This window comes from Dyella sp. CR10, from assembly GCF_055814425.1.
This window is the reverse complement of the sequence record NZ_CP185986.1, coordinates 365,916-388,549: the sequence shown is the minus strand read 5'-3', so window position 1 is coordinate 388,549 and position 22,634 is coordinate 365,916. Positions and strand designations below refer to the sequence as shown.

Genomic DNA, 22,634 nt, shown 5'->3' with positions numbered 1-22,634 from the left:
ATGCTGCCGTTGCAGATCCACCTGACCCTGCCGCCGTGGCTGGGCGAGCTGGTCGATACCGGCAAGCGCTACCTCACTGACGAGGAACGCGTCGGCCTGGCCATCCAGCTGTCCAGCCACAACATCGAGCACGGCCTCGGCGGCCCGTTCGGCGCGGCCGTGTTCGATGCGCAGGGGCGTGTCATCTCGGTCGGCGTCAACCGCGTGGTCCCGCAGACCTGCTCGGTAGCCCACGCCGAGATGATGGCCTACATGGCCGCGCAGCAGCGCATGGCCAGCTTCCGTCTCAATGCCGACGGCAACCGGTACACGCTGGCCACCAGTGCGCAGCCGTGCTGCCAATGCTATGGCGCCACCGTATGGGCCGGCGTCGACGAGCTGCTGATCGGTGCGCGGGCGGAGGACGTGATGGAACTGACCGCGTTCGACGAAGGCCCGCTGCCTGCCGACTGGGCGGGCGAGCTGGAGCGCCGCGGCATCGCGGTGCGCCGCGACATCCTGCGCAATGAAGCGTGCGCCGTGCTGGCCGCCTACGGCTCCCGCGGACAAAGCTATTGAGTCGTCTACGCGCCGCACTGCCGCTGGTGCTGCTGGTGCTGGCCGGCATCGTCCTGTTCGCCTCCGGCGCGCTCGACCAGTTGCATCCCGAGCGGCTGGTCGCGCACCAGGACCAGCTGCGCGCGCAGGTCGCCGATAGCCCCTGGCTCAGCCGCATCACCTTCATCGGCCTGCTCACCCTGGCCATGTCCACCGGCGTGCCGGGCACGGTGCTGATCATCATGGCCGGCGGCTTCGTGTTCGGTACGCTCGAAGGCACCGCCTACGCATCGATCGGGCTCACCCTGGGCACGCTCATCCTGTACCTGGCCAGCCGCTACGCCTTCGGCAGCGGCAGCCGCCATCCGCCGGCCCTCATCGAGCGCATCCATCACGGCTTCGAACGGCACCCGGTGGCCTACACGCTGTTCCTGCGTTTCGTGCCGGTGGCGCCGTTCGGGCTGATCACGGTCTGCCTGGCCTGGCTGCGCTGTCCACTGTGGCTGTTCCTCGGCGCCAGCTGGCTCGGCGGTACCGTGTCGCTGATTTTCGAAACGTCGATCGGTGCCGGCCTGGGCGAAGCGCTGCAGCGCACGCACGGGCACTTCGACACATCGATCCTCCTGCAGCCGCAGATCCTCGCCTCGCTGGGGTGCATCGCGCTGCTTGCTTTGCTTCCGCTTACCGTCGAACGCATCCTGCGCAAGCGCAGGGAACGCATGGCAGTGAACGAGGAACGATAGCCCGTCGCAAGCTTGCGGCGCTGGTTCCGCCCCCCTTCCCCGTCCATCCGGCCGACTACCTCCCATCCCCCTGTTTCGCGCTAGGCTCTCGGCGCTGGCGCCGCGCGCGCCGCACGGGGACAGCCGATGGCTGCAGGGGCAAACTGGGCGGTGCGCTTATGGAGGCGGACGTCGCTGATGCAGCGACTGGCCTTCGTCGCGCTGGTGCCTACCCTGGTTACCGCGGCGATCCTGGTGGTGATGCTCACGCGATACCAGCTCAACACCCTGCGCGGCATGGCGCAGAGCACGGCCGACGCCATCGCCACGCAGGCTGCTTCGATCTCGGCTGAGCCCATCCTTGCCATGCGGCGTCGCGACCTCAAGCGCATCGCCGAATCGATCGGCGAACTGCCGCACGTGGCGCATGTGCAGATTCGCGCCGCCGATGGCGAGATCCTTGCCGATACGCGCGGCAACAGCGACGCGCGACCGGGCGACGTGCTCACCGTCGTGCGCGACGTAAAGACCGGCGAGCAATCGCTGGAGCCGGCACTGGGCTCGGTGCTGATCGACCTGAGCCTGGGCGAGGCGATCGCCGCGCAGCGCGCCAGCCTGCGCAATGCGCTGATCGCGCTGGCGCTGAGCCTGTTCATCGCCGGCGTGCTCGGCTGGCAGACCGCGCGCTGGATCAGCGCACCGCTGCGACGCCTCGCCGGCGCAGTGCATCAGCTCGGCCGCGGCGACCGCCGGGTCGAGGTGGAATTGACCGACGAGAATGAGATCGGCGAATTGCAGCGCGGTTTCAACAGTGCCGCCGCCGCGCTGTACGACGTGCAGCGCGGCATGGAGCAGGAGATCGAACACGCCACGGTGGAGCTGGCGCGCAAGAACGCCGCGCTGGAAGCGGCCAGCGTGGCCAAGGCGCGCTTCCTCGCGGCCGCTTCGCACGACCTGCGCCAGCCGCTGTACGCGCTGACGCTGTTCTCCTCGTCGCTCGCGGTGGACGAACGCGATCCGGTGCGACTGGACCGCATCGCGCACATCCAGGAATGCGTCGAGGCGCTGGATCACCTGTTCAGTGAGCTGCTCGACCTGTCGCGACTGGAAACCGGCGCGATGCAGATCGAGATCAGCGAGTTTCCGCTCGACCTGGTGTTCGAGGAGGTCAGCCGCAACTTCCGCATGATCGCCGAGCAGCACGACCTGCGCCTGGTCATGCGCACCACGCATTTGTGGGTGCGCAGCGACCGCACCATGCTCGCGCGCATCCTCAACAACCTGGTGAGCAACGCGCTGCGCTATACGCGCGAAGGCGGCGTGCTGGTGGTGGCGCGGCGCCGCTGCGACGGCACCGTGCGGGTCGATGTGTGGGACACCGGCAGCGGCATCGAGCCGGAGCACCAGGCGCGCGTGTTCGACGAGTTCTACCGCATCGATCATCACGGCAACGGCGAGCACGATGCCGGCCCGCGCCGCGGCCTCGGCCTGGGCCTGGCCACGGTGCAACGCCTGGCCGAACTGCTGGATACGCGCGTGCAGCTGAAGTCGACGCCCGGCCGCGGCAGCGTCTTCAGCTTCCATCTGCCGGAAGTGCCGCCGCAGCTCCCGCCACGCAAGGAAGTGAACGCCGCCGCGCTGGACGTGTCGGGCATGCGCGTGCTGGTGATCGACGACGAGCCGGCCATCCTCTCCGGCATCCGCTACCTGCTGCGCAGCTGGGGCTGCGAAGTAGCCGTGGCCGAAGACCGCGTGCAGGCGCTGGAGGCGATGGACACCTGGGCCATGCCGCCGGATCTGGTGATCTCCGACCTGCGCCTGCGCGAGAACGAAAGCGGTCTGGACGTGCTGGCCGAACTCGAACGGCGCTACGCGGACATGGGCTTCGAACCGTTTCCGCGCCTGCTCATTACCGGCGAGACGCGCAGCGACCGCCTGCGCGAGATCATGGCCGCCAAGATCCATGTGCTCTACAAGCCGGTCTCGCCTGAGCAACTGCGCGAGGCGATGGTGGCGCTGCGCACCGCCGCCCGCCACGCGACCTGACGCGGGCCTGGCCATTCACGGCCCTATCACCTAGAGCCTAGTTCTTATGGCAACGCGGGCCGTAGTTGCCGCCGGACCGCACGGGGGTCTATGTTGCGCGCGTGCGCCATAGGGATGACAGGGCTGGCGCGGGGGAGCTATGCGGATACTCATTGCGGACGATCATCGGCTGATCGTTGAGGGCGTGAAGCTCAAGCTCGCCGAGCTGGGGCCGGACACCACCTTCGCCGAAGCCGTGGACGTGGACGAACTGCGCCGGATCATCCACGGCGAACAAGCCCGCGGCTTCCATCTTGCCCTGGTCGACCTGGCCATGCCCGGTGCGCACGGCACCGCTCACCTGGCCGAAACCATCCAGACCCTGCCCGGGCTGCCGGTCATCGTGCTGTCCGGCTCGGAAGATCCTGCGTTGATGAAAGAGCTGCTCGCGATGGGCGCGCGCGGCTTCATCCCGAAAGCCTATTCGCCGGAAGTGATGCTGTCGGCCGTGCGCCTGGTGCTGTCCGGCGGCACCTATGTACCGCCGATGATGCTGGACGAACACCACGTCGCCCCGCCTGCCCTGCCCGGCGCGTCCGCCGAGAATGCGCGCACGCTGGAGGAGCGACTGCGCAAGCTGCTCACCGAGCGGCAGATCGACGTGCTGCGGCTGCTGTCGCAAGGCAAGCCGAACAAGCTGATCGCGCGTGACCTGGGCATCAGCGAAGGCACGGTGAAGATCCATCTCGCCGCGATTTTTCGTGCCCTGAACGTGCGCAACCGGGTCGAAGCCGTCGTCGCCTCGCGGCGCATCAGCGGCCTCTAGGCACGCAACGACATTCTTCCGACAGCGTGCGGCCAGCCTACTTTCGGTCCGCTGCGCTTGGCGTATGCTTGCCCGCCATCGGGGGCGCGGAGACGCTCCGACACGGTGACTCGCTCACCGACCGCCGGGGAGACGCAGCGTTGCGCGAGGGACGGATCGCAGGCTCACGGGATGACCGGCCACGCCCGGCCGCGGCGGCGTTTTCTGCCTCGCGCTGGGCCACGCTGCTGGCGCTCCTGCTATGCCTGTGCATCGCTCCTGCCGCGCCGCGCGCCGACGAGCGGCCGCTCACTTTCGGCATTTTGCCCATCGGCGGCCCGTCTGAATCACTGGAAGCGTGGCGCCCGCTGCTCGACGACATGGAACGCGCCCTGCATCGCAAGGTCCGGCCGTTGTCGGTCAGCACCTACGAAGGCCTCGCGCAAGCCTTGGCCGAAGACCGCATCGACGTGGCCTTCGTATCCGGCCGCCTCGCCCTGAACGCGGTGGGACGCGAGCGCATGCAGGTTTTCGCCCAGCTCACGCGCGGCGACGGCTCGCACGGCTACTACTCGCTGTTGCTGGTCGAGAAAAACGCGCCGCTACGCGACGTGGAAGATATCTTCCGCCGCCCCGGTCATTGGCGCTATGCGCGCGGCGAGGCGCTTTCCATGTCCGGCTACGTGGTGCCGGAGGCGCAGCTGTTCGCCGCGCGCGGACTGGATTCGGACACGTTCTTCGCCAGCGTCGCGGTGGACAACCACCAGAACAATGCGCTCGCCGTGGCCAACCGCGAAGCCGATGTCGCCACCAACAACACCGCCGACCTGGAACGTTTCGCCACGCGCTTCCCCGAGCAGTACGCGCGCGTGCGCATCCTGTGGCGGTCCACCCTGATTCCCCACGCGGTCATGATCATGCGCACCGACCTGCCGACGGATCTGCGCCAGCGCATCGCGGCCTTCTTCACCGGCTACGCCAAAGGCAAGAACGGGGCCAGCGAACTGGCCAAGCTCAAGCTGATCCATGACATCAGCGGTTTCGCGCCGGCCGGCAATGCGACGCTGGTGCCATTCGCGGACATGGCCTACACGCTGGAACGCAAGCGCGCACTGAGCGCGCAATGGGTGAACAAGGCCGCACTGGAGACGCGGCTGAAGAAGATCGACGCAGATCACGAGGCGATGGTGCGCACCCTGAGCACACCCGCTTCGCCCTGAGCGACTGGAGGAACGGAAGCTCGTACCGTTCCTCTGCCGGATATCCGGTTACTTGGCAGCCGCCATGTCGTTGAGATTCACCTTCTGCCCATTCGGCAGAATCATGTCGCCCGGCTTCTGCCCGGCCGCGCACGGCCCCGTCCAGCGGCCGCTGCTCGACACGTCGGCTTCGCTGCGGCCCATCACTGCCGGGTCGTACTTCACGTGGCCGGCGGTCTGGTAGGCGCTGTCGCCCTGGAAGCGGGTCTCGCTATGGCTCGTCATGGTGATGTTGCCCTGCGGGCCCGGGATGTTGCATACGCCTTCGGCGACCACCACGCCGTCTTTCACGTTCAGCGCGAACTTGCTGCAGAGCGAGCCGCTCATCTGCGCGCCCATCTGGTACATGGCCTTGTCGGTGGCCTCGTCCAGGCAGACTTTCATGCTCTGCGCCTGGCCACCGACGGCGCCCATCTGCATTTCCCACAGGCCGGCCTTGCGCTTGGGCAAGTTGGCGGGCACGTCCACCGCCACGGCGGTACCGGCGAGGCACAGCAAGGACAGCGCGAACAACGGACGGATACGGATGGACATACGGGTGCTCCCTGGCCTTGGTCGATGAATGGACGGCCAACCCGGGCCGCCGGCTGGCGCAAGGTAGCGGCAAAACGCTGCTGCGTCATGCCCGGGATGCGGGACGCGCTTGTGCCCGGGCGTTTCTCCGCGCGGGATAGCCGACCTAGCTAGGTCGAACAGCGTATCGAACGCCTTCTGCGTCTCGCCTAGAGTGACCCGTATGCCAGGGATCACGGCCGACAGCGTCCACGCGCCCCGTCTCCAACCATCGCCATGTCGTGTCCATGCCGAACCTATCCGCCGCGCGCTGTATCGACCCCGTCAGGCCCGCCGACGCGCACGGCCTCCACCGCGACGCACAAGGCTGACGCCATGGCGCCACGCGAGACCCTGCTGCGCCGGCTGTTCATCGATGCGGTACTCCCTGCCACGCTCGCCGCGCTGGCGCTCACCGTCGCGCTGACCGTGCGAGTGAGCAGCATGCAGGCCGAGCGCCTGGACGACCGCGCCATGCTGCGCGTGGAGCAGTTGGCCGGCGCGCTTGGCGGCGGCGGGCTCAATGCGCCACAGGCCGTGCTGGAGGAGGCGCGCCGCGACGGTGTGCTACGCCAGGTCGCGCTGCGTTATCCGGACGGCCCAGCCTGGACCAGCGGCTCGGCATTGCCCGGCCAGCAGGCCGGCAACTACCAGCGCGAGCTGCCCGGCCTGGCCGGCAACCGGCCCCGTCTCACCGCCCAGGCCGACCTGGGCCCGCTGCACCGCGCCCAGGCCATGACCTGGCTGCTTGGCGCCCTGTGCGCCGGCGGCATCGTGCTGCTGGCCTGGATGGCTCGGTGGTCGCTGCGGCGCCACGTGCTGCGGCCGCTCGGCGAGATGCGCCAGGCCCTCGCGGAGGGGCGCCTGCTGCCGCTCGGGGTGACGGCCACCACGCGCGAATTCGACGAACTGGAACGCGCCCTCGAGTACTGCATGGCCGAAGGCTGGCCGCGCGCCTGGCGCACCGCACAGGCGCCCGGCGCACCGGAGAGCGCTCGCCAGACCCAGGTGGCCGCGCGCGGCAAATCGCGCTTCATCGCACTGGTCAATCACCATTTCCGCCAGCCGCTGCAGGCCTTGCAGCTGTTCGTCGCGAATTTCCAGCCCGGCCCCGACCCGGACCAGCAGGCGCTGCTGGCGCACATGCGCGCCAGCGTCGCTTCGATGACGCGGCTGCTCGATGCGCTGCTGGAAATCTCGCGGCTGGATGCCGGCGTGGTCGCGGTGAAGCCCGTCGAGTTCAGCGCTGCGGAACTGTTCCTGCACGACCGCGCGGCACTGGCCGAAGAAGCCGCACGACGAGGTGTGACGCTGATCTGGCGCGGCAGCCACCACCGCCTGCACGCTGACGCCGACCTGGCCGCGAACCTGCTGCTGCAACTGGTCAGCAACGCAATCGCCAATGCGCCGATGGGCCGCGTGCTGATTGCCGCAAGACGGCGCGGCGACGCCATCCGCATCGAAGTGCGCGACAACGGCGCCGGTATCCCGGAAGACCACCAGCAGCACATCTTCGAGGAATTCGTACAGCTGCCCGGCAGCGAAGCCTCACGCCGCGATGGCTACGGCCTGGGCCTCACCATCGGCGATCGCCTGGCGCGGCTGCTGGGCACGCATATCGGCCTGCGCTCGGCACCGGGCCGCGGCAGCACGTTCTGGTTCGATCTGCCGGAGGCACCGCTGGCCGAGCGGCGCGCGCCGCATGGCCGGCATGGCCCCTGGTCGGCATGGCGTCGCGCCGGCTGAGCCGACCTCGAGCCGCGCCATGCGCGAAGCATTGCCCGCGCCAAGGCCCCGGGCGGGCCTCGATCGCCTGAATTACTCGTCCGCGCCGGGATCGAGCCCCGGAAACAGTACCTCGGTAAAGCCGAACTTGCTGAAATCCGTGATGCGCGACGGATACAGCCGGCCGATCAGATGATCGCATTCGTGCTGCACCACGCGTGCATGGAAGCCTTCCGCGCGGCGGTCGATGCGCGCGCCCTGCGGGTCCACACCCTCGTAGCGGATCAAGGTGTAGCGATTGACCGCGCCACGCAGGCCGGGCACCGACAGGCAGCCCTCCCAGCCCTCTTCCATGTCCTGCGACAGCGGCGTGATCACCGGATTGAGCAGGATCGTGCGAGGTACTGCCGGCGCGTCCGGATAACGCTCGGAACTGTCGAAGCCGAAAATCACCAGTTGCAGGTCCACGCCGATCTGCGGGGCGGCCAGGCCCACGCCGCCGGCGTGGTGCATGGTGTCGAACATGTCCTGGATCAGCGCGTCCAGGTCGGCGCTCCCGATCATCGCATCAGGCACGGGAGGCGCCACGCGCAGCAGGCGCGGGTCGCCCATTTTCAGGATGTCGCGGATCATGGAAGCCTCGGCGGTGGAATCGTTGCCTTGTGACTGAGGGCCACGCGGCGCCTTTGCAAGGGCGCCAGCCCGCGGCAGGCTGGCTGGCGCGGAACCAGACCCAAAAACCGGTGCGCAGGCGTGCAGGGGTGCAGGCGGCGTGAATGGCCCAACAGCATACCCACGGGCAATACGGCATCATCCGCGGATTGGCGCGCGGGGTCCCGCACCTCCCGCCCCGCGATTGCCCGGATGTCGAACGCCGCCCCGGCGGCGTTCGGCCAGAGAGGAGACCGTACGTTGCTATCCGCCCTGACGCTGCAAACGCTGCTGGCCGCCGGCGCCGCTACCGCCGCCCCGGCGGCGTGGACCGAGCCCAGCTTCCGCAATTACGGCATGGCCCAGGGCCTGCCCAGCAGCAGCATCGATGCGATGGCGCAGGACCGCGACGGCTATCTGTGGTTCGCGACCGAATCGGGCCTGGCGCGCTACGACGGCAGCACGTTCCGCATCTGGCGCAACGACCCGCGCGATCCGCGCTCCCTGTCCGCCTTCCCGCTGGCCACGCTGCTGGTGGATGCGGACGGACATCTATGGGGCGGCGGCCGCGACGGCATGGTGCGCTACGACCCAGCCCGCGAGAACTTCACGCACTGGCGCCACGATTCAGCCGATCCGGCGTCGCTGGGCAGCGATGACGTGACGGCGATAGCACGCGCCGGCAAGGGGCCGCTGTGGGTCGCGCACTTCGATGCCGGCCTCGACCGCCTGCGCGCGGACGGACGCGGCTTCGATCATTTTCGCCAGAATCCCGCCGATCCCGATGCGCTGGTGGCCGACCAGGTCTATTCGCTGCTCGCCGAGGACGACGGGACAGTGTGGGTCTGCACGGTGCGCGGCCTCGATCGAATCCGGCCCGACGGGAAGATAGAACACATCGCCTTCGCGCGCCCCGACGATGCGTTGCGCGACAAGCCGCTGCGCGCGCATCGAGCCTTGCGGCTGAATGGCGTGCTTTACATCGGCACCAACTTCGGGCTGTACGCGCTCAAGCCCGGCGCCGCCGAGGCCGTGCCGGAAATGCCTGGCGCCGTGCCGGCCAAGGCCGCGTTCTCGCTGGCCGCCGATACCGAGGGCCGGCTCTGGATCGGCACCAGCGACGGCATCTACGTGCGCGATGTCGGCGGCGACTACCGCCGCATCGCGGCTCAGCCGCTGCTGCGCCACGGCCTGCCGGATGGCTTCATCGACAACCTGCTGCTCGACCACGAGGGTGGCCTGTGGGCCGGCGGCATCCATGGCCTGGCGTATCTGCCGCCGGACTGGTCCAACATCCGCTATCTCACCCATACGCCGGAAGATCCCGACAGCCTCGTGCCCGGCTACTACTCCGCCGTGGCCGCGCGCGGCGATGGCCATGTGTGGATCGCCGGCAAGAACGGCCGCATCGATCGCCTGGATCTTGCCACCGGCAAGGCCAGCCATCTGCGCTTCCAGGTGCCGCAGGGCCGCGCGGTCTACAGCATGGCCGAGGACGCGCGCGGCCGGCTGTGGGTGTGCTCGGTCAGCGGCGCGTTCGTCGTCGATGGCGACAAGGTCACCCCGCTGGAGGCGTCGATGGCCGAACGCATCGTCGCCGGCGACGACGGCACCGTGTATCTGCAGCTCGAAGACGGTGTATTCGCCTACGACCCCGATACGCTCAAGGCGCGCGTCATCGCGTTCGATCCGCGCGCCGTCAAGGCCACCATCACCGACATGCGCCTGCGCGACGGCGCGCTGTGGTTCACCACCACCATGGGGGTGCTGCGCTGGAAGCCCGGCGACGCACGGGCCACGTTCGTCGATGGTGTGAAGCCGATCCGCTATGACGCGCTGGACCTGCGCGGCAACCGGCTGTGGTTGCTCGACGGCGAAAATCTCTACGCCTACCAGCTGGAAGGCGGCCACGGGGTTGCGGCGGGCAGCTACGCGCTGTATCGCCAGCACGCGCTCAACGACATCCTGGCCATGCGTGGCGACAACCTGGGCCGCGTCTGGTTCTTCTCGCGCAGCGGCCTGTGGCGTTTCGATCCGGCCAGCGGCAATGTGCGCGAACTCGGCCTGGAACAAGGCCTGCCCGAAGGCGAATTCACCAATTCGTCCTTCGCCGAAACGCCGGACGGCCATGTGTTCGCCGCGACCGGCGGCGGAGTCGCCGCCTTCGTCCCGGACACCATCAAAGAGCGGGCCCGCGAACCGATCGTGCGCCTCGAAGGCGGCACGGCACGACGACGCGATACGACGCTGCGCTTCACGCCGCAACAGCCATGGCAACTGGCGTGGAACGATCGCGACCTCACCCTGACCGTGCGCGCGCTGACCTACATGGCGCCGGAGCGTACGCGCTACCGCTTCCGCCTCGATGGGCTGGACACCGGATGGGTCGACACCGGCGCGCGCGGCGACCGCACCTTCACTCAGCTCTCCGGCGGCGACTACACCTTGCACGCACAGGCCGCCGGCCCGGATGGCGTGTGGGGCGAGCTGGCCGCGCCCCTGTCTATCCAGGTGGACAGCCCGCCGTGGCTGCGCTGGTGGGCATGGCTGGCCTATATCGGGCTACTGGTGCTGCTGTTCACCGCGCTGCTGGCCGCCATGCGCCGTCGCCAGGCACAACGGCATCGGCTGGAGCTGATCACCCAGGAGCACCAGCTCGCACAGGCCGCCAGCCGGGCCAAGACGCAATTCCTGGCCGAACTGGGCCACGAGATCCGCACGCCGATGACCGGCGTGCTGGGCATGGCCGAACTGCTGCTGAGCCGCCCGCTGGGCACCACCGAAAAGCGCTATGCACAGACCATCCGCAATTCCGGCGAAGTGCTGCTGACCCTGGTGAACGACACGCTGGATCTCGCTCGCATCGAGGCAGGGCGGCTGCAGCTGACCCCGGCACCGTTCGATCCGCGTGCATTGCTGCACGACGTGGTCGAGCTGCAGCGGGCCAAGGCTGCCGCCAAGAACCTTGCCCTGCGCGTCGCCATCGAACCGGCGGTGCCGGCGCTGGTGCTCGGCGATGCGGTGCGCGTACGGCAGATCCTGCTCAACCTCAGCAACAACGCGCTCAAATTTACCGAGCGCGGCGAAGTGCTTCTCACCCTGGACACGGAAGGTGACGCGTTGCGTTTCGTCGTCAGCGATACCGGCCCGGGCATCGCGCCGGCCGACCAGGCCAAGCTATTCCAGCGCTACCAGCAGCTGGAAGGCCCGCAGCGCAGTTCCGGCAGCGGCCTGGGCCTGGCGATCTGCCGCGAGCTGACCACGCTGATGGGTGGCGACATCGCGCTGGAATCGACCCCCGGACAAGGCAGCCGCTTCCGTGTCTACCTGCCGCTGCCTGCGGTCGCCGCGCCACGCGAACGGGTCGCCGTACCTCACGCTGCCGAAGGTCCGCGCTGGCATCTGCTGTTGCTGGAAGACGACCCCACCGTGGCGGCGGTGATCATTGGCCTGCTGGAAGTGCAGGGCCACACGGTCGAGCACGTGCCCAACGCGCTGCACGCCATGGAAGCACTGGAACGCGCCCGTTTCGACGCCGCCTTCGTCGACCTGGACCTGCCCGGCCTGGACGGCTTCCAGTGGGCCCGCCTGGTGCGCTCGCGCGAACACGGCGCCCGCCTGCCGATGATCGCCGTCACCGCGCGCTCCGGCGGCGACGAAGAGACTCGTGCCTACGCCGCCGGCATGGACGGCTTCCTGCGCAAGCCGCTGCAGGGCGAACAGCTGGCGCGGGCACTGGCCGCGCTGCTGGCCCCGGCGCCGGCCGAGGCCGCCGGGTGAAGGGAAACATGCTGCGCGCCTGAGACGGCGAATCCGGTCCCCGCCTATTCGACCAATGGCTAATGCCCCGACGGGCACCCCGCCATTGACCCCCGGGACGGCGGGGACGACCCTTGCCTCAGCACGCCAGTGGGAGTCCCTTCATGCACACCGCCGTCACCAAACCGAGTCCCGCGGGAAAGATCCTGTGGGTCGCCATCGCCATCGTGGGCGCATGGTGCCTGGGCGTCGTCGCCTTGCGCCGCGGCGAGCCGATCAACGCGATCTGGCTGGTCGCCGCGGCGATCGCCGTGTTCGTCATCGGCTACCGCTTCTACAGCAAATTCATCGCCGAACGCGTGCTGCGCATGGACTCCAGCCGGGCCACGCCCGCGGTGCTGCGTAACGACGGCCTCGATTACGTCCCCACCGACAAGTGGGTGGTGTTCGGCCACCACTTCGCCGCGATCGCCGGCGCCGGCCCGCTGGTCGGCCCCGTGCTCGCCGCGCAGATGGGCTATCTGCCAGGCACCCTGTGGATTCTGTTCGGCGTGGTGTTCGCCGGCGCGGTGCAGGATTTCATGATCCTCGGCCTCTCGGTGCGTCGCGACGGCCGCTCGCTCGGCAACATGCTGCGCGATGAACTGGGCCCGGTGGCCGGCGTGGTCGCGATGTTCGGCGTGCTGGTGCTGATGATGATCGTGCTGGCGGTGCTGGCGCTGGTAGTGGTCAAGGCGCTCACGCACAGCCCCTGGGGCACGTTCACCGTGGCCTGCACCATTCCGATCGCGCTGCTGATGGGCGTGTATCTGCGCTGGATCCGTCCGGGCCGGATCCTCGAGGTGTCGATCATCGGCCTGATCCTGCTGCTGGCCTCGATCTGGTTCGGCGCCCACGTCGCCGCTTCGCCGACCTGGTCGGCCGCCTTCGACTTCGACGCCAAGGCGCTGGCCTGGCTGCTGATCGCCTACGGCTTCTGCGCGTCGGTGCTGCCGGTCTGGCTGCTGCTGGCACCGCGCGATTACCTCAGTACCTTCCTCAAGATCGGCACCATCGCGTTGCTCGCGCTCGCCATCGTCCTTGCCGCGCCCACGCTGCAGATGCCCGCACTGACCAAGTTCGTCGACGGCACCGGCCCGGTGTTCCAGGGCAACCTGTTCCCGTTCCTGTTCATCACGATCGCCTGCGGCGCGGTGTCCGGCTGGCATTCGATCATCGCCTCCGGCACCACGCCCAAACTGCTGAGCAATGAAGGCGAGGCGCGCATGGTCGGCTACGGCGGCATGCTGATGGAGGCCTTCGTCGCGATCATGGCCCTGATCGCCGCCGCCTCGCTGCATCCGGGCGTGTACTTCGCGATGAACTCGCCCGGCGCCCTGATCGGCACCACCGCCGAGAGCGCGGCCACGGCGATCAGCCAGTGGGGCTTCGTGGTCACGCCCGACGAGCTGCTCACCACCGCCAAGAACATCGGCGAAGGCAGCATTCTCAGCCGCGCCGGCGGCGCGCCGACGCTGGCGGTAGGCATGGCCCAGCTGCTGCACGGGATCATCCCCGGCGAAGGCATGATGGCGTTCTGGTACCACTACGCCATCCTGTTCGAAGCGCTGTTCATCCTCACCACGGTGGATGCAGGCACGCGCGTAGGCCGCTTCATGATCCAGGAGATCGCCGGCCTCATCCACGAGCCGCTGAAACACACCGAATCGTGGACCGGCAACCTGGTCGCCACCGCGATCTGCGTGGGCCTGTGGGGCTACTTCCTGTACCAGGGCGCGGTAGATCCGCTGGGCGGCATCAACACCCTGTGGCCGCTGTTCGGCATCGCCAACCAGATGCTCGCCGCGGTAGCGCTGATGCTGGCCACGGTCGTGACGGTGAAGCTCAAGCGCGAACGCTACGTGTGGGTGCCGGGGATTCCCGCGATCTGGCTGGTGGTGTGCACGCTCACCGCCGGCTACTACAAGCTGGTCGGCTCGATCAGCTTCAGCGCCGCCGCGCAGAAGTACGCGCAGGCCGCCGCGGACGGCAAGCTGCTGGCACCGGCCAAGACCGCGGCGGAGATGCAGCGCATCGTCACCAACAACTATGTCGACGCCGCGCTCACCGGCCTGTTCATGCTGCTGGTGGTGGCGATGGCCGGCTTCGCCATCCGTGCCATCCTGAAAGCCTGGCGCGCCAACCATCCGACCGCGCACGAAGAACCGTACGTGGCTTTGAACAGCGTGCCCACCCGCTGAGGGCGTTGCCATGAAAGCTCAACTGCAGGCATTCCGGAAATGGGCGGTGCAGACCGCCCGCCTCTGCTGTGGCGTCCCCGACTACGACGTCTACGTGAAGCATCTGCGCGAGCACCATCCCGAACGCAAGGTGCCCACGTATGCGGAGTTCTTCAGGGAGCGGCAGGTGGCGCGGTACAAGGGGACGGGGGGACGGTGCTGCTGATCCAAGCAGCTCCTGCTCTCGCAAGGCCACGCTTTCTGAGCGTGGCCTTTTCTTTTGGCAGACCTTGCCGCCTTGCCCGGCGCGGCACCTGGCCATATTTCAGGGATGCTCCCCCTGAGCGACAATGCGCGGCCCACACCCCCAGCCCACCATGAGCCACCGAGACCATCACCTTACCGAGCCAAGCTCCGCGGTCGAAGCGCAGCACAGCGTTGGCCTGCGCGTGATCGCGATCTACAAGGCGGTGAAGACGGTCGGCTTGATCCTGGTCGCCATCGCCGCGTTCCGGCTCAACCAGCAGGCTAACTTCGAGCACTTCGTGCACTGGCTCGAGCACCTGTCGCTGACCGACAGCAACCATATGCGCTGGCAGCTGGTGAACCTGCTGACCGAACAAGGGCCCAGCAAGCTGGTGGCGGTCGGCATCGTGGCGCTCGCTTATGCTGCAATCTTCGCGACCGAGGGCATCGGCTTGTGGCTGCGCAAGCACTGGGCCGAATGGTTCACCGTGATCGCCACCGGTTCGCTGATTCCGGTGGAGCTGTACGAGACGATCGTCCACTTCACCTGGCTGAAGCTGGCGGTGCTGCTGGGAAATATCGCGATCGTGGTCTACCTGGTGCGCATCGCGCTGCAACCGCGGCCGGGCAAGGCCCGCGCGCACTGAGGCCGCGTCACGGCGGCGCGCGGTTCGGCTCGCGCGCATAGGCCTTGCGGCTGATCAGAGCGCAGCCCAGTGCCGCCGGACCGCTGCAGAAGCTGATCAGGCGCAGCTCGCCCAGAAGGCACCACCCGTAGAGCGCGCCCGCGGCCAGGCCGATCAGCGCGATCCAGAGACAATGCCGCCGGCGCGTGATCCGGCGCTGCAGCAACCCCATCGCCACCGCCGTCGCCAACGCGGGCGGCCCGCCCAGAAGAAAGGCGCCCCCGGAAACGATGGCGGCGATCAGCAGCAGTACCGCACCCCACGCCGCCTGCCACCAGGCGCCCGGCGACGCGGCGTGGGAAACGGACAGACCGAACATGGCTAGCGACAGCGTCAGTGCCCCCAGGACCGGTCCGACGATGCCGAACAGGAACAGGTTGCCGCATACGCGCCTGGCGGCGCTTCGCCATTCTCGGGTAGACACGATGCCTCGACGTTACTGGAATCCATATCGGACCACGTGAAAAAACACCGGCGCGGCGAAGACCACCGAATCGAGCCGGTCCAGGAATCCGCCGTGGCCTTCGATCAGCGCACCCAGCCAGCCCAGCCACGGCTGGCCGCAGGCACAGCCGAGCGCGACCAGCAGCAGCGCCGGCGCGGAAAACGCCCAGGCCAGCACGCTGGCGCCAGCGCCGGCGAAGAACATGCTCGCCACGGAAATCTGGTTCGGCGTGATGCGCGAACGCGCAAGGGCCGAACTCAAGGAGCGCGCCCATCCGGTGGCTCGGGCGGCAATGGGCCGTCGATCGGGACTTCCTGTCATGGCCGCATCATAGGCCAAACGCGCGACCGCTCAAGTTCGGGCCATCCGGATCAGACGTCGTGGTGTACGGCCTCCGCCGGCAGCGCGCCCGCGCGCCGCGGCGCCAGCTCCACCAGATACATCGCCGCCAGCACCAGCGCGCCGCCGGCAAGCATGCGCCAGGTCGGGGCCTCGCCGCCGAACGCCACCGCGAAGCCTGCGGCGAAGACCGGTTCGGTGGTCATCACGATCGCCGCGCGCGTCGCGCTCAAGTGCGCCTGCGCCCAGGTCTGCACCAGCATCGCGCCGGCACCGGCGGCCAGCGCCATGTACACCACCGCGACCCACGCTTTCGGGTCGGGCGGCAACATCGGGCCATGCGGTGCCGTCGCCAGCAGGCACACGATTGCGATCACCAGCATCTGCACCGTGGACAGCGCGAAGGCATGCCCCGGCCGCGACCATGCGCCAAGACCGACGATATGCAACGCATAGAGCAGCGCCGACGCCAACGTGAGCACCACGCCGTAGCCCAGGCTGAAACCGCGCAGCGCCAGCAGAGCGAGGCCGCCCGCCGCCAGCAGCACCGCGATCCAGGTCACCGGCGGAAGGCGCTGGCGCAGCAGCATCGTGCCCAGCAGCGGCGTAAAGACCACATACATGCCGGTGGCGAAGCCGCTGATGCTCGCGGAGGTGTGTTCGAGACCATGCGTCTGCAGCAGCTGCGCCACGCCGTAGACCGCACCGAGCGCGATGCCCTGCGCCCACTTGCGACGCGACAGTCGCAGCAGCGGCCGATGGAACAGCACCAGCATCGACACCCCTGCGATGACGAAGCGCACCGCCAGGAAGTCGGCCGGCGGCATGCGCCCCACCAGATCCTTGATCAGGAAGAACGTGGAGCCCCAGATCGTGGTGACCGCAACCAGGCCCAGCGTCGCCCATGCGGCGACGCGCCCATGCGGGGCGCTCATTCCTGATCCGTCGCCAGTGCCGGGCGGCGCTTCTTCAGCAGGCGGAGCCACTGCCCCGGGATCTTCAGCAGAAAGTGCCCCCACAAGCCCAGCCACACCATGGCCGACGTCAGCGGATTGCGCGCGGCCGGATCGAACTTGCGGAACCAGCGCCACATGCCGCGATGCTTGTGCCAGCTGACGAACACGGGGCGATGACGACTGGAGCCGCCCTTGCCGTGCAGCACATGCACGTCGCCGGCCAGCCAGACCTGATAACCGGCGTCGCGCGCGCGGCGACACAGATCGAGATCTTCGCAATGCAGGAAGTAGTCTTCGTCGAAACCCTTGAGGTTCTCGAACACCACGCGCGGCATCACCATCAGCGCACCCGACACCGCCTCGGCGCGCACCGGCTCGGCGGGCATCGCGCCGTCGATGGTCACGCGCTCGCCCGCGCCGCCGAACAGGCTGCGCAGCGCGCGCGCCATGTAAGGATCGCGGCGGTATGAGGCTGGATCCGGCACGCCGCTTTCGTCGCACACCACCGCGCCGATCACACCGGCTTTCGGGTGCGCTTTCAGCAGGTCGAGCAGGCGGTGCAGGTTTTCTTCGTCGAGCATGCAATCCGGGTTGAGGATCAGCAGCACGTCTGCGCGCGCCTGCGCAGCGCCGCGGTTCACCGCAGGACCGAAGCCGAGATTGGCGCGGTTGTAGACCAGGCGCAGCCGCCACTCCTGCTGCATCGCGCGCTCGATCGCCTGCGGCACGCCGTCGGTGGAACCGTTGTCCACCAGGATCAGTTCCAGCGGCAGGCTGCACGCCATCACGCGACGTACACACTCGCGCAGCGTGGGGCCGCTGTCGGCGGCCACCACGATCACGCTGACACTGGGTGTGGTCTGGAAGACGGAGGCGTTCATGGCCGGCAAGTATGGAGGAGGCGGATGGCGGCGGCATAGACGGCGCGTGACGGCATGATGCGCGGTTCGTTCATGCGTGCGATACGTCCTGGCCGAGTGCTTCGTGTAAAGGCACAGGCACGCCATCGGCCTCGCGCGACAGCCAGGGCCTCTCGCCTTCGTCCCAGCCGCATAGTTCCCAGCCGCGCAACCGATGCGGTTTGGTTCTGCCACGGTCGCGGTCGAGCAAGACCAGACCACGCCCACCAGCCAGGCCGGCGGCAAACCAGCGCCCGGTCGGACTGAAAGCGCAGCGCGCGTCCAGCCGCTCGAGCGCCATTCCGTCAGCGAGGCGGTAACGCCCTTCGCCTGACGCCGTCGCCTGGTACTGCAACTGGCCACGCGGGTCGCGGACATCCCCCGCCTCACCCCAGACCGGCGGCGTCAGTTCGATGATGCACGCCGGCGGCCCGACCGACGCCAGCGCGATCTCGCGCCATTCCGGCGATACGGGCGACACCGCCGTACGCGGACGCACATCGCGCGGCAGCAGCGATTCGAGCAATGCGATCAGCGAGAAGCCGACCAGTGCGCCCAGCAATGCCGCCCCCCAGGCCACCAGATCGCCGCCGAGCGCACGCTGCACGGCGAACAGCACACCGGGCAGGCCCCATTTGGCCGCAAGACGGCAGGCGTCGCTCAGCGGCCTGGAGCGGCGCGCATGAAACAGCGCGCCTGCCGCAGCCAGCATCAGCAGGAGCAGCCCCAGCCACCAGGGACACAGCGCGAGCAGAACGATCCAGCCTGCGAGCAGCAGGCTCCTGACCATGCGCTGCCCGGGCGGCGCTCTCACGCCGCGCGCCCGGGCCGAAGCCGGATGCCGGCGGCGCTCAGCCGCACCACACCCGCGCGTTGCGGAACATGCGCATCCACGGCGAGTCCTCGCCCCAGTGGTCCGGATGCCAGCTCATCTGCGCGGTGCGGAACACGCGCTCGGGGTGAGGCATCATGATCGTCACACGGCCGTCGGCCGCGGTGAAACCCGCCAGGCCGCCGGGCGAACCGTTCGGGTTGAGCGGGTAGTGCTCGGTGGGTCGGCCGCGGTTGTCGACGAAGCGCACCGCGCCGCCCGACTTCGACGGGCTGCACGCCTGCGGGAAGCTCACGCGACCTTCGCCATGCGCTACCGCCACCGGAATGCGCGAACCGGCCATGCCCTTGAAGAAGATGCTCGGTGAATCGAGCACTTCCAGCGTGGCCAGGCGCCCCTCGTATTGCTCGGACGCGTTGCGCAGGAACTTCGGCCAATGCTGCGCGCCCGGGATGATGTCCTTCAGTTGCGACAGCATCTGGCAGCCGTTGCACACGCCCAGCGCGAACTTGGTGGTATCGGCGAAAAACGCCGTGAATTCAGCGCGCAGCATGTCGTTGTACATGATCGACGTGGCCCAGCCGCGGCCCGCGCCGAGCACGTCGCCGTAGGAGAAGCCGCCGCATGCCGCGAAGCCGCGGAAGTCCGCCAGCTTGACGCGCCCGCTAGCCAGGTCGGTCATGTGCACGTCGACGGCTTCGAAACCGGCGCGCTCGAACGCGGCGGCCATTTCCACCTGGCCGTTCACGCCCTGCTCGCGCAGGATCGCCACGCGCGGACGCGCGTCCTTGGCGATCAGCGGCGCGGCCACGTCGTCGGCCGGATCGAAGCTGAGCTTGGGGCTGATGCCCGGGTCGGCATCGTCCAGGCGCCATTCCAGTTCGGCGTCGGCACTGAGCGGGTTGTCGCGCAGACGCTGCATGTGGTGGCTGGTTTCGTTCCACGCGGCGAACAGCTCGGTCCACTTCCACGCGAACTGCTTTTCGCCGCCATGGAACAGCTTGATGCCGAGCTTTTCCTTCGGATGACCGATGCGATGGCTCATGCTGGCCAGGCCGTGCTTGACCAGCAGCGCTTCGAAGGCTTCGCGATTGGCCTGCGCCACCTGCACCACCGCACCCAGCTCTTCGTTGAACAGCGCGCGCATCGCGGCCTCGGCCCAGCCTTCCAGCTGGATCTCCAGGCCGCAGCGTCCGGCGAAAGCCATTTCCAGCAGCGTGACGATAGCGCCGCCGTCGGAGCGATCGTGGTAGGCAAGAATCAGGCCGGCCGCGTTGGCCTCCTGCACCAGCTCGAACAGGCCCTTCAAGCGCTTGGCGTCGTCCAGGTCCGGCGGCACGCCACCGCCGCGGTTGAACACCTGGGTCAGCGCGGAACCGCCGAGGCGGTCCCGGCCATCGCCGAGGTCGAGCAGCCACAGGTCGGTATCGCCGCGGTCCAGGCGCAGCTGCGGAGTCAGCGTGCGCCGCACGTCGGTAACGCGCGCGAACCCCGTGATCACCAGCGACACCGGCGCGATCGTGCGCTGCGGCTGATCGCCGTCCTTCCACACCGTCTGCATGGACAGCGAGTCCTTGCCTACCGGAATGGAGATATCCAGCTCGGGGCACAGCTCCATGCCCACCGCCTTCACCGCGTCGAACAGCGCGGCGTCTTCGCCGGCATGGTTGACCGCGGCCATCCAGTTGGCGGAAAGGCGCACCTCGCCCAGCGAGTCGATCGGCGCGGCGGCGAGATTGGTGATCGCCTCGCCCACCGCCAGGCGCGCGGCATCCGCGCTGCTGAGCAGGGCCACCGGCGCGCGTTCGGCCATCGCCATCGCTTCGCCCGCGTAGCCATCGAAATCGGCGATGGTCACCGCGCAGTCGGCCACCGGCACCTGCCACGGGCCGACCATCGGGTCGCGGTGGTTGAGGCCGCCCACGGTGCGATCGCCGATGGTGACCAGGAAGCTCTTGCTGCCCACGGTGGGCAGGCGCAGCACGCGCAGCAGAGCCTCGTCCATGCCGATGCCGCCCAGGTCAGGCACCAGGTCGATGCGCGGTTTCAGGCGCTTGGCGTCACGATGCATGCGCGGGGGCTTGCCGAACAGCACATCCATCGGCAGGTCGATCACGGTGAGGTCGCGGCGCGGATCGCGCACCAGCAGGCGGCGCTCCTCGGTGGCGTCGCCGACCACCGCATAGGGACAACGCTCGCGTGCGCAGAAAGCCTCGAATTCGGCGAGGTTCTCCGGCGCGATGCCGAGCACGTAGCGCTCCTGCGATTCGTTGCTCCACACCTGCATCGGTGATAGCGACGGGTCGTCGCACGGCACCTTGGACAGGTCGATCGCGCCGCCCACGCCGGCGTCGTTGAGGATCTCGGGAATCGCGTTGGAAAGACCGCCCGCGCCCACGTCGTGGACGCTGACGATCGGGTTCTTGTCGCCCAGCGCCCAGCAGCTGTCGATGACCTGCTGGCAGCGGCGCTCCATCTCGGCGTTGTCGCGCTGCACGGAAGCGAAATCCAGCTCGGCGCTGGACGTACCCGAAGCCACCGACGAGGCAGCGCCGCCGCCCAGGCCGATCAGCATCGCCGGGCCGCCCAGCACGATCACTTTGTGGCCCGGTTCCAGCTCACGCTTCTGCACATGGTCGGCGCGGATGTTGGCCAGGCCGCCGGCAATCATGATCGGCTTGTCGTAGCCGCGGCGCACGCCGGCTTCGCCGGTCTCGTGCTCGTAGGTACGGAAATAGCCGCCCAGGCACGGACGGCCGAATTCGTTGTTGAACGCGGCGGCGCCCAGCGGGCCGTCGCGCATGATCTCGAACGCGCTGGCCATGCGCGGCGGCAGCGGGCGCTCCACTTCCCACGGCTGCGGATGGCCGGGGATGCGCAGGTCGGACACGGAGAAACCGGTGAGGCCCGCCTTCGGCTTGGCACCGCGGCCGGTGGCGCCCTCGTCGCGGATCTCGCCGCCGGCGCCGGTGGCCGCGCCCGGCCAGGGCGCGATCGCGGTGGGATGGTTGTGCGTCTCCACCTTGATCGCGTAGTCGATGCGCTCGCCGTGCTTGCGCCACACGCCGTCGGCGTCGGCGAAGAAGCGCTTGCCCGTGCTGCCCTCGATCACCGCCGCGTTGTCCTTGTAGGCGGACAGCGTGTAGGCGGGCGAGTGCTGGTGGGTGTTCTTGATCATGCCGAACAGGCTCTTGTCCTGCGGCTGGCCGTCCAGCGTCCAGCTGGCGTTGAACACCTTGTGGCGGCAGTGCTCGGAATTGGCCTGCGCGAACATGAAGAGTTCGGCGTCGGTGGGATCGCGACCCAGCTCGGCGTAGCGCTCGGCGAGGTACTCGATCTCGTCCTCGGCCAGCGCCAGGCCCAGCTCCGCGTTGGCCTTGGCCAACGCGGCGCGCGGATCGGCGCCCAGCGCGATGTGCACGAGGTCGCCCGGCGTGCCGTAGAGGAACAGGCCCTTGGCGTCGTCGATGCGATGGAGCACCGACTGCGTCATGGCATCGCACAGCACCGCCATCATCGCGTCGTATTCGGGCGCGCCCGGCTCCGGAAGGCCGGCGATCTGGTAGGCCACGCCGCGTTCCACCCGGCGCACCGCGAAACCGGCGCCATGCAGGATGTCGGTGGCCTTGCTCGACCAGGGCGAGATCGTGCCCAGCCGGGGCACAACCCACAGGGAGGCGGTCTCGGCGGCCGTGTCCTTGGCTTCCAGCACCTCGAGCAGGCGCCGGCGCGCTTCGCCCTCCGGGGCGCTGTCGGCATCGATGAAGTAGACGAACCACGAGGCCTGCACGCGAGCGCCACGATGCAGGGCATCCAGGCGAGCGTTGAGACGTTCGAGGCGGAACGGCGAAAGGGCGGCCTGCCCGTCGAGTGCGATCATGCGGGGAACGGGAGCTATGCGGAGAAAACGCCCATTCTACCCCATGCTGCAGGACAACATCGCGGACGGGGGCCGGAGGCCCGCCGCCCGCCTGGCC

Annotated in this window: 17 protein-coding genes and 1 pseudogene; 10 read left to right on the top strand and 8 right to left on the bottom strand. The window is 68.7% G+C overall.

What is annotated here, in order from left to right:
• The 5 genes from ACNR9O_RS01705 to phnD all read left to right on the top strand — a co-directional run bounded on the left by ACNR9O_RS01705 (position 1) and on the right by phnD (position 5,309).
• A complete protein-coding gene (locus tag ACNR9O_RS01705) occupies positions 1–558 on the top strand; it encodes a nucleoside deaminase (protein ID WP_473683539.1) in 558 nt (185 codons plus the stop codon).
• Entirely contained in the window at positions 555–1,280 is a 726-nt protein-coding gene (locus tag ACNR9O_RS01700) for a TVP38/TMEM64 family protein (RefSeq protein WP_473683541.1), read from the top strand. Before ACNR9O_RS01705 ends, ACNR9O_RS01700 begins: the two co-directional genes overlap by 4 nt.
• A gap of 177 nt (positions 1,281–1,457) precedes the next feature.
• The gene (locus ACNR9O_RS01695; protein ID WP_473683543.1) at positions 1,458–3,305 is read left to right on the top strand and encodes a sensor histidine kinase; all 1,848 of its coding nucleotides are present in this window, start codon (positions 1,458–1,460) and stop codon (positions 3,303–3,305) included.
• A 139-nt stretch (positions 3,306–3,444) separates the two neighbouring features.
• Positions 3,445–4,110 carry a LuxR C-terminal-related transcriptional regulator gene (locus ACNR9O_RS01690; RefSeq protein WP_473683545.1) on the top strand — a complete coding sequence of 222 codons (666 nt, stop codon included), beginning with the start codon at positions 3,445–3,447 and terminating at the stop codon, positions 4,108–4,110.
• Positions 4,111–4,250: 140 nt separating this feature from the next.
• Positions 4,251–5,309 carry a phosphate/phosphite/phosphonate ABC transporter substrate-binding protein gene (gene phnD, locus ACNR9O_RS01685; RefSeq protein WP_473683547.1) on the top strand — a complete coding sequence of 353 codons (1,059 nt, stop codon included), beginning with the start codon at positions 4,251–4,253 and terminating at the stop codon, positions 5,307–5,309.
• Positions 5,310–5,357: 48 nt separating this feature from the next.
• Here phnD and ACNR9O_RS01680 read toward each other — a convergent pair whose 3' ends face one another.
• Positions 5,358–5,882 carry a DUF3617 domain-containing protein gene (locus tag ACNR9O_RS01680; protein ID WP_473683549.1) on the bottom strand — a complete coding sequence of 175 codons (525 nt, stop codon included), beginning with the start codon at positions 5,880–5,882 and terminating at the stop codon, positions 5,358–5,360.
• A 354-nt stretch (positions 5,883–6,236) separates the two neighbouring features.
• Between ACNR9O_RS01680 and ACNR9O_RS01675 the strand changes: the two genes are divergently transcribed.
• Positions 6,237–7,646 (top strand): sensor histidine kinase, encoded by a 1,410-nt coding sequence (locus tag ACNR9O_RS01675; RefSeq protein ID WP_473683551.1) that lies wholly within the window; start codon positions 6,237–6,239, stop codon positions 7,644–7,646.
• A gap of 72 nt (positions 7,647–7,718) precedes the next feature.
• Here the strand turns inward: ACNR9O_RS01675 and def are convergent, their stop codons facing one another.
• Positions 7,719–8,258, bottom strand: a complete 540-nt coding sequence (gene def, locus ACNR9O_RS01670) for a peptide deformylase (protein ID WP_473683553.1) — start codon at positions 8,256–8,258, stop codon at positions 7,719–7,721.
• 231 nt (positions 8,259–8,489) lie between these two features.
• Here def and ACNR9O_RS01665 point away from each other — a divergent pair, with 231 nt between their 5' ends.
• The 4 genes from ACNR9O_RS01665 (at position 8,490) to ACNR9O_RS01650 (ending at position 15,147) form a co-directional block, all read left to right on the top strand.
• Positions 8,490–12,056, top strand: a complete 3,567-nt coding sequence (locus ACNR9O_RS01665) for a hybrid sensor histidine kinase/response regulator (RefSeq protein ID WP_473683555.1) — start codon at positions 8,490–8,492, stop codon at positions 12,054–12,056.
• A 143-nt stretch (positions 12,057–12,199) separates the two neighbouring features.
• Positions 12,200–14,275 (top strand): carbon starvation CstA family protein, encoded by a 2,076-nt coding sequence (locus tag ACNR9O_RS01660; protein ID WP_473683558.1) that lies wholly within the window; start codon positions 12,200–12,202, stop codon positions 14,273–14,275.
• 10 nt (positions 14,276–14,285) lie between these two features.
• The gene (locus tag ACNR9O_RS01655; protein WP_473683560.1) at positions 14,286–14,480 is read left to right on the top strand and encodes a YbdD/YjiX family protein; all 195 of its coding nucleotides are present in this window, start codon (positions 14,286–14,288) and stop codon (positions 14,478–14,480) included.
• Positions 14,481–14,631: 151 nt separating this feature from the next.
• Positions 14,632–15,147, top strand: a complete 516-nt coding sequence (locus tag ACNR9O_RS01650; RefSeq protein WP_473683562.1) for a DUF2127 domain-containing protein — start codon at positions 14,632–14,634, stop codon at positions 15,145–15,147.
• Positions 15,148–15,154: 7 nt separating this feature from the next.
• Here ACNR9O_RS01650 and ACNR9O_RS01645 read toward each other — a convergent pair whose 3' ends face one another.
• The 6 genes and pseudogenes from ACNR9O_RS01645 to purL form a co-directional block, all read right to left on the bottom strand.
• Positions 15,155–15,610: a hypothetical protein gene (locus tag ACNR9O_RS01645; protein ID WP_473683564.1), complete on the bottom strand. Its 456-nt coding sequence runs from the start codon at positions 15,608–15,610 to the stop codon at positions 15,155–15,157.
• 12 nt (positions 15,611–15,622) lie between these two features.
• Positions 15,623–15,724, bottom strand: a pseudogene (locus ACNR9O_RS01640) (phosphatidate cytidylyltransferase); the annotation flags it as partial.
• 278 nt (positions 15,725–16,002) lie between these two features.
• Positions 16,003–16,905 carry a DMT family transporter gene (locus tag ACNR9O_RS01635; RefSeq protein WP_473683568.1) on the bottom strand — a complete coding sequence of 301 codons (903 nt, stop codon included), beginning with the start codon at positions 16,903–16,905 and terminating at the stop codon, positions 16,003–16,005.
• Entirely contained in the window at positions 16,902–17,807 is a 906-nt protein-coding gene (locus ACNR9O_RS01630) for a glycosyltransferase family 2 protein (protein ID WP_473683570.1), read from the bottom strand. The genes ACNR9O_RS01635 and ACNR9O_RS01630 overlap by 4 nt, the downstream gene beginning before the upstream one ends.
• A gap of 70 nt (positions 17,808–17,877) precedes the next feature.
• Positions 17,878–18,639, bottom strand: coding sequence for a hypothetical protein (locus ACNR9O_RS01625; protein ID WP_473683572.1), 762 nt, complete (start codon positions 18,637–18,639; stop codon positions 17,878–17,880).
• 37 nt (positions 18,640–18,676) lie between these two features.
• Positions 18,677–22,537 (bottom strand): phosphoribosylformylglycinamidine synthase, encoded by a 3,861-nt coding sequence (gene purL, locus ACNR9O_RS01620; protein WP_473683574.1) that lies wholly within the window; start codon positions 22,535–22,537, stop codon positions 18,677–18,679.
• Positions 22,538–22,634 lie beyond the last annotated feature (97 nt).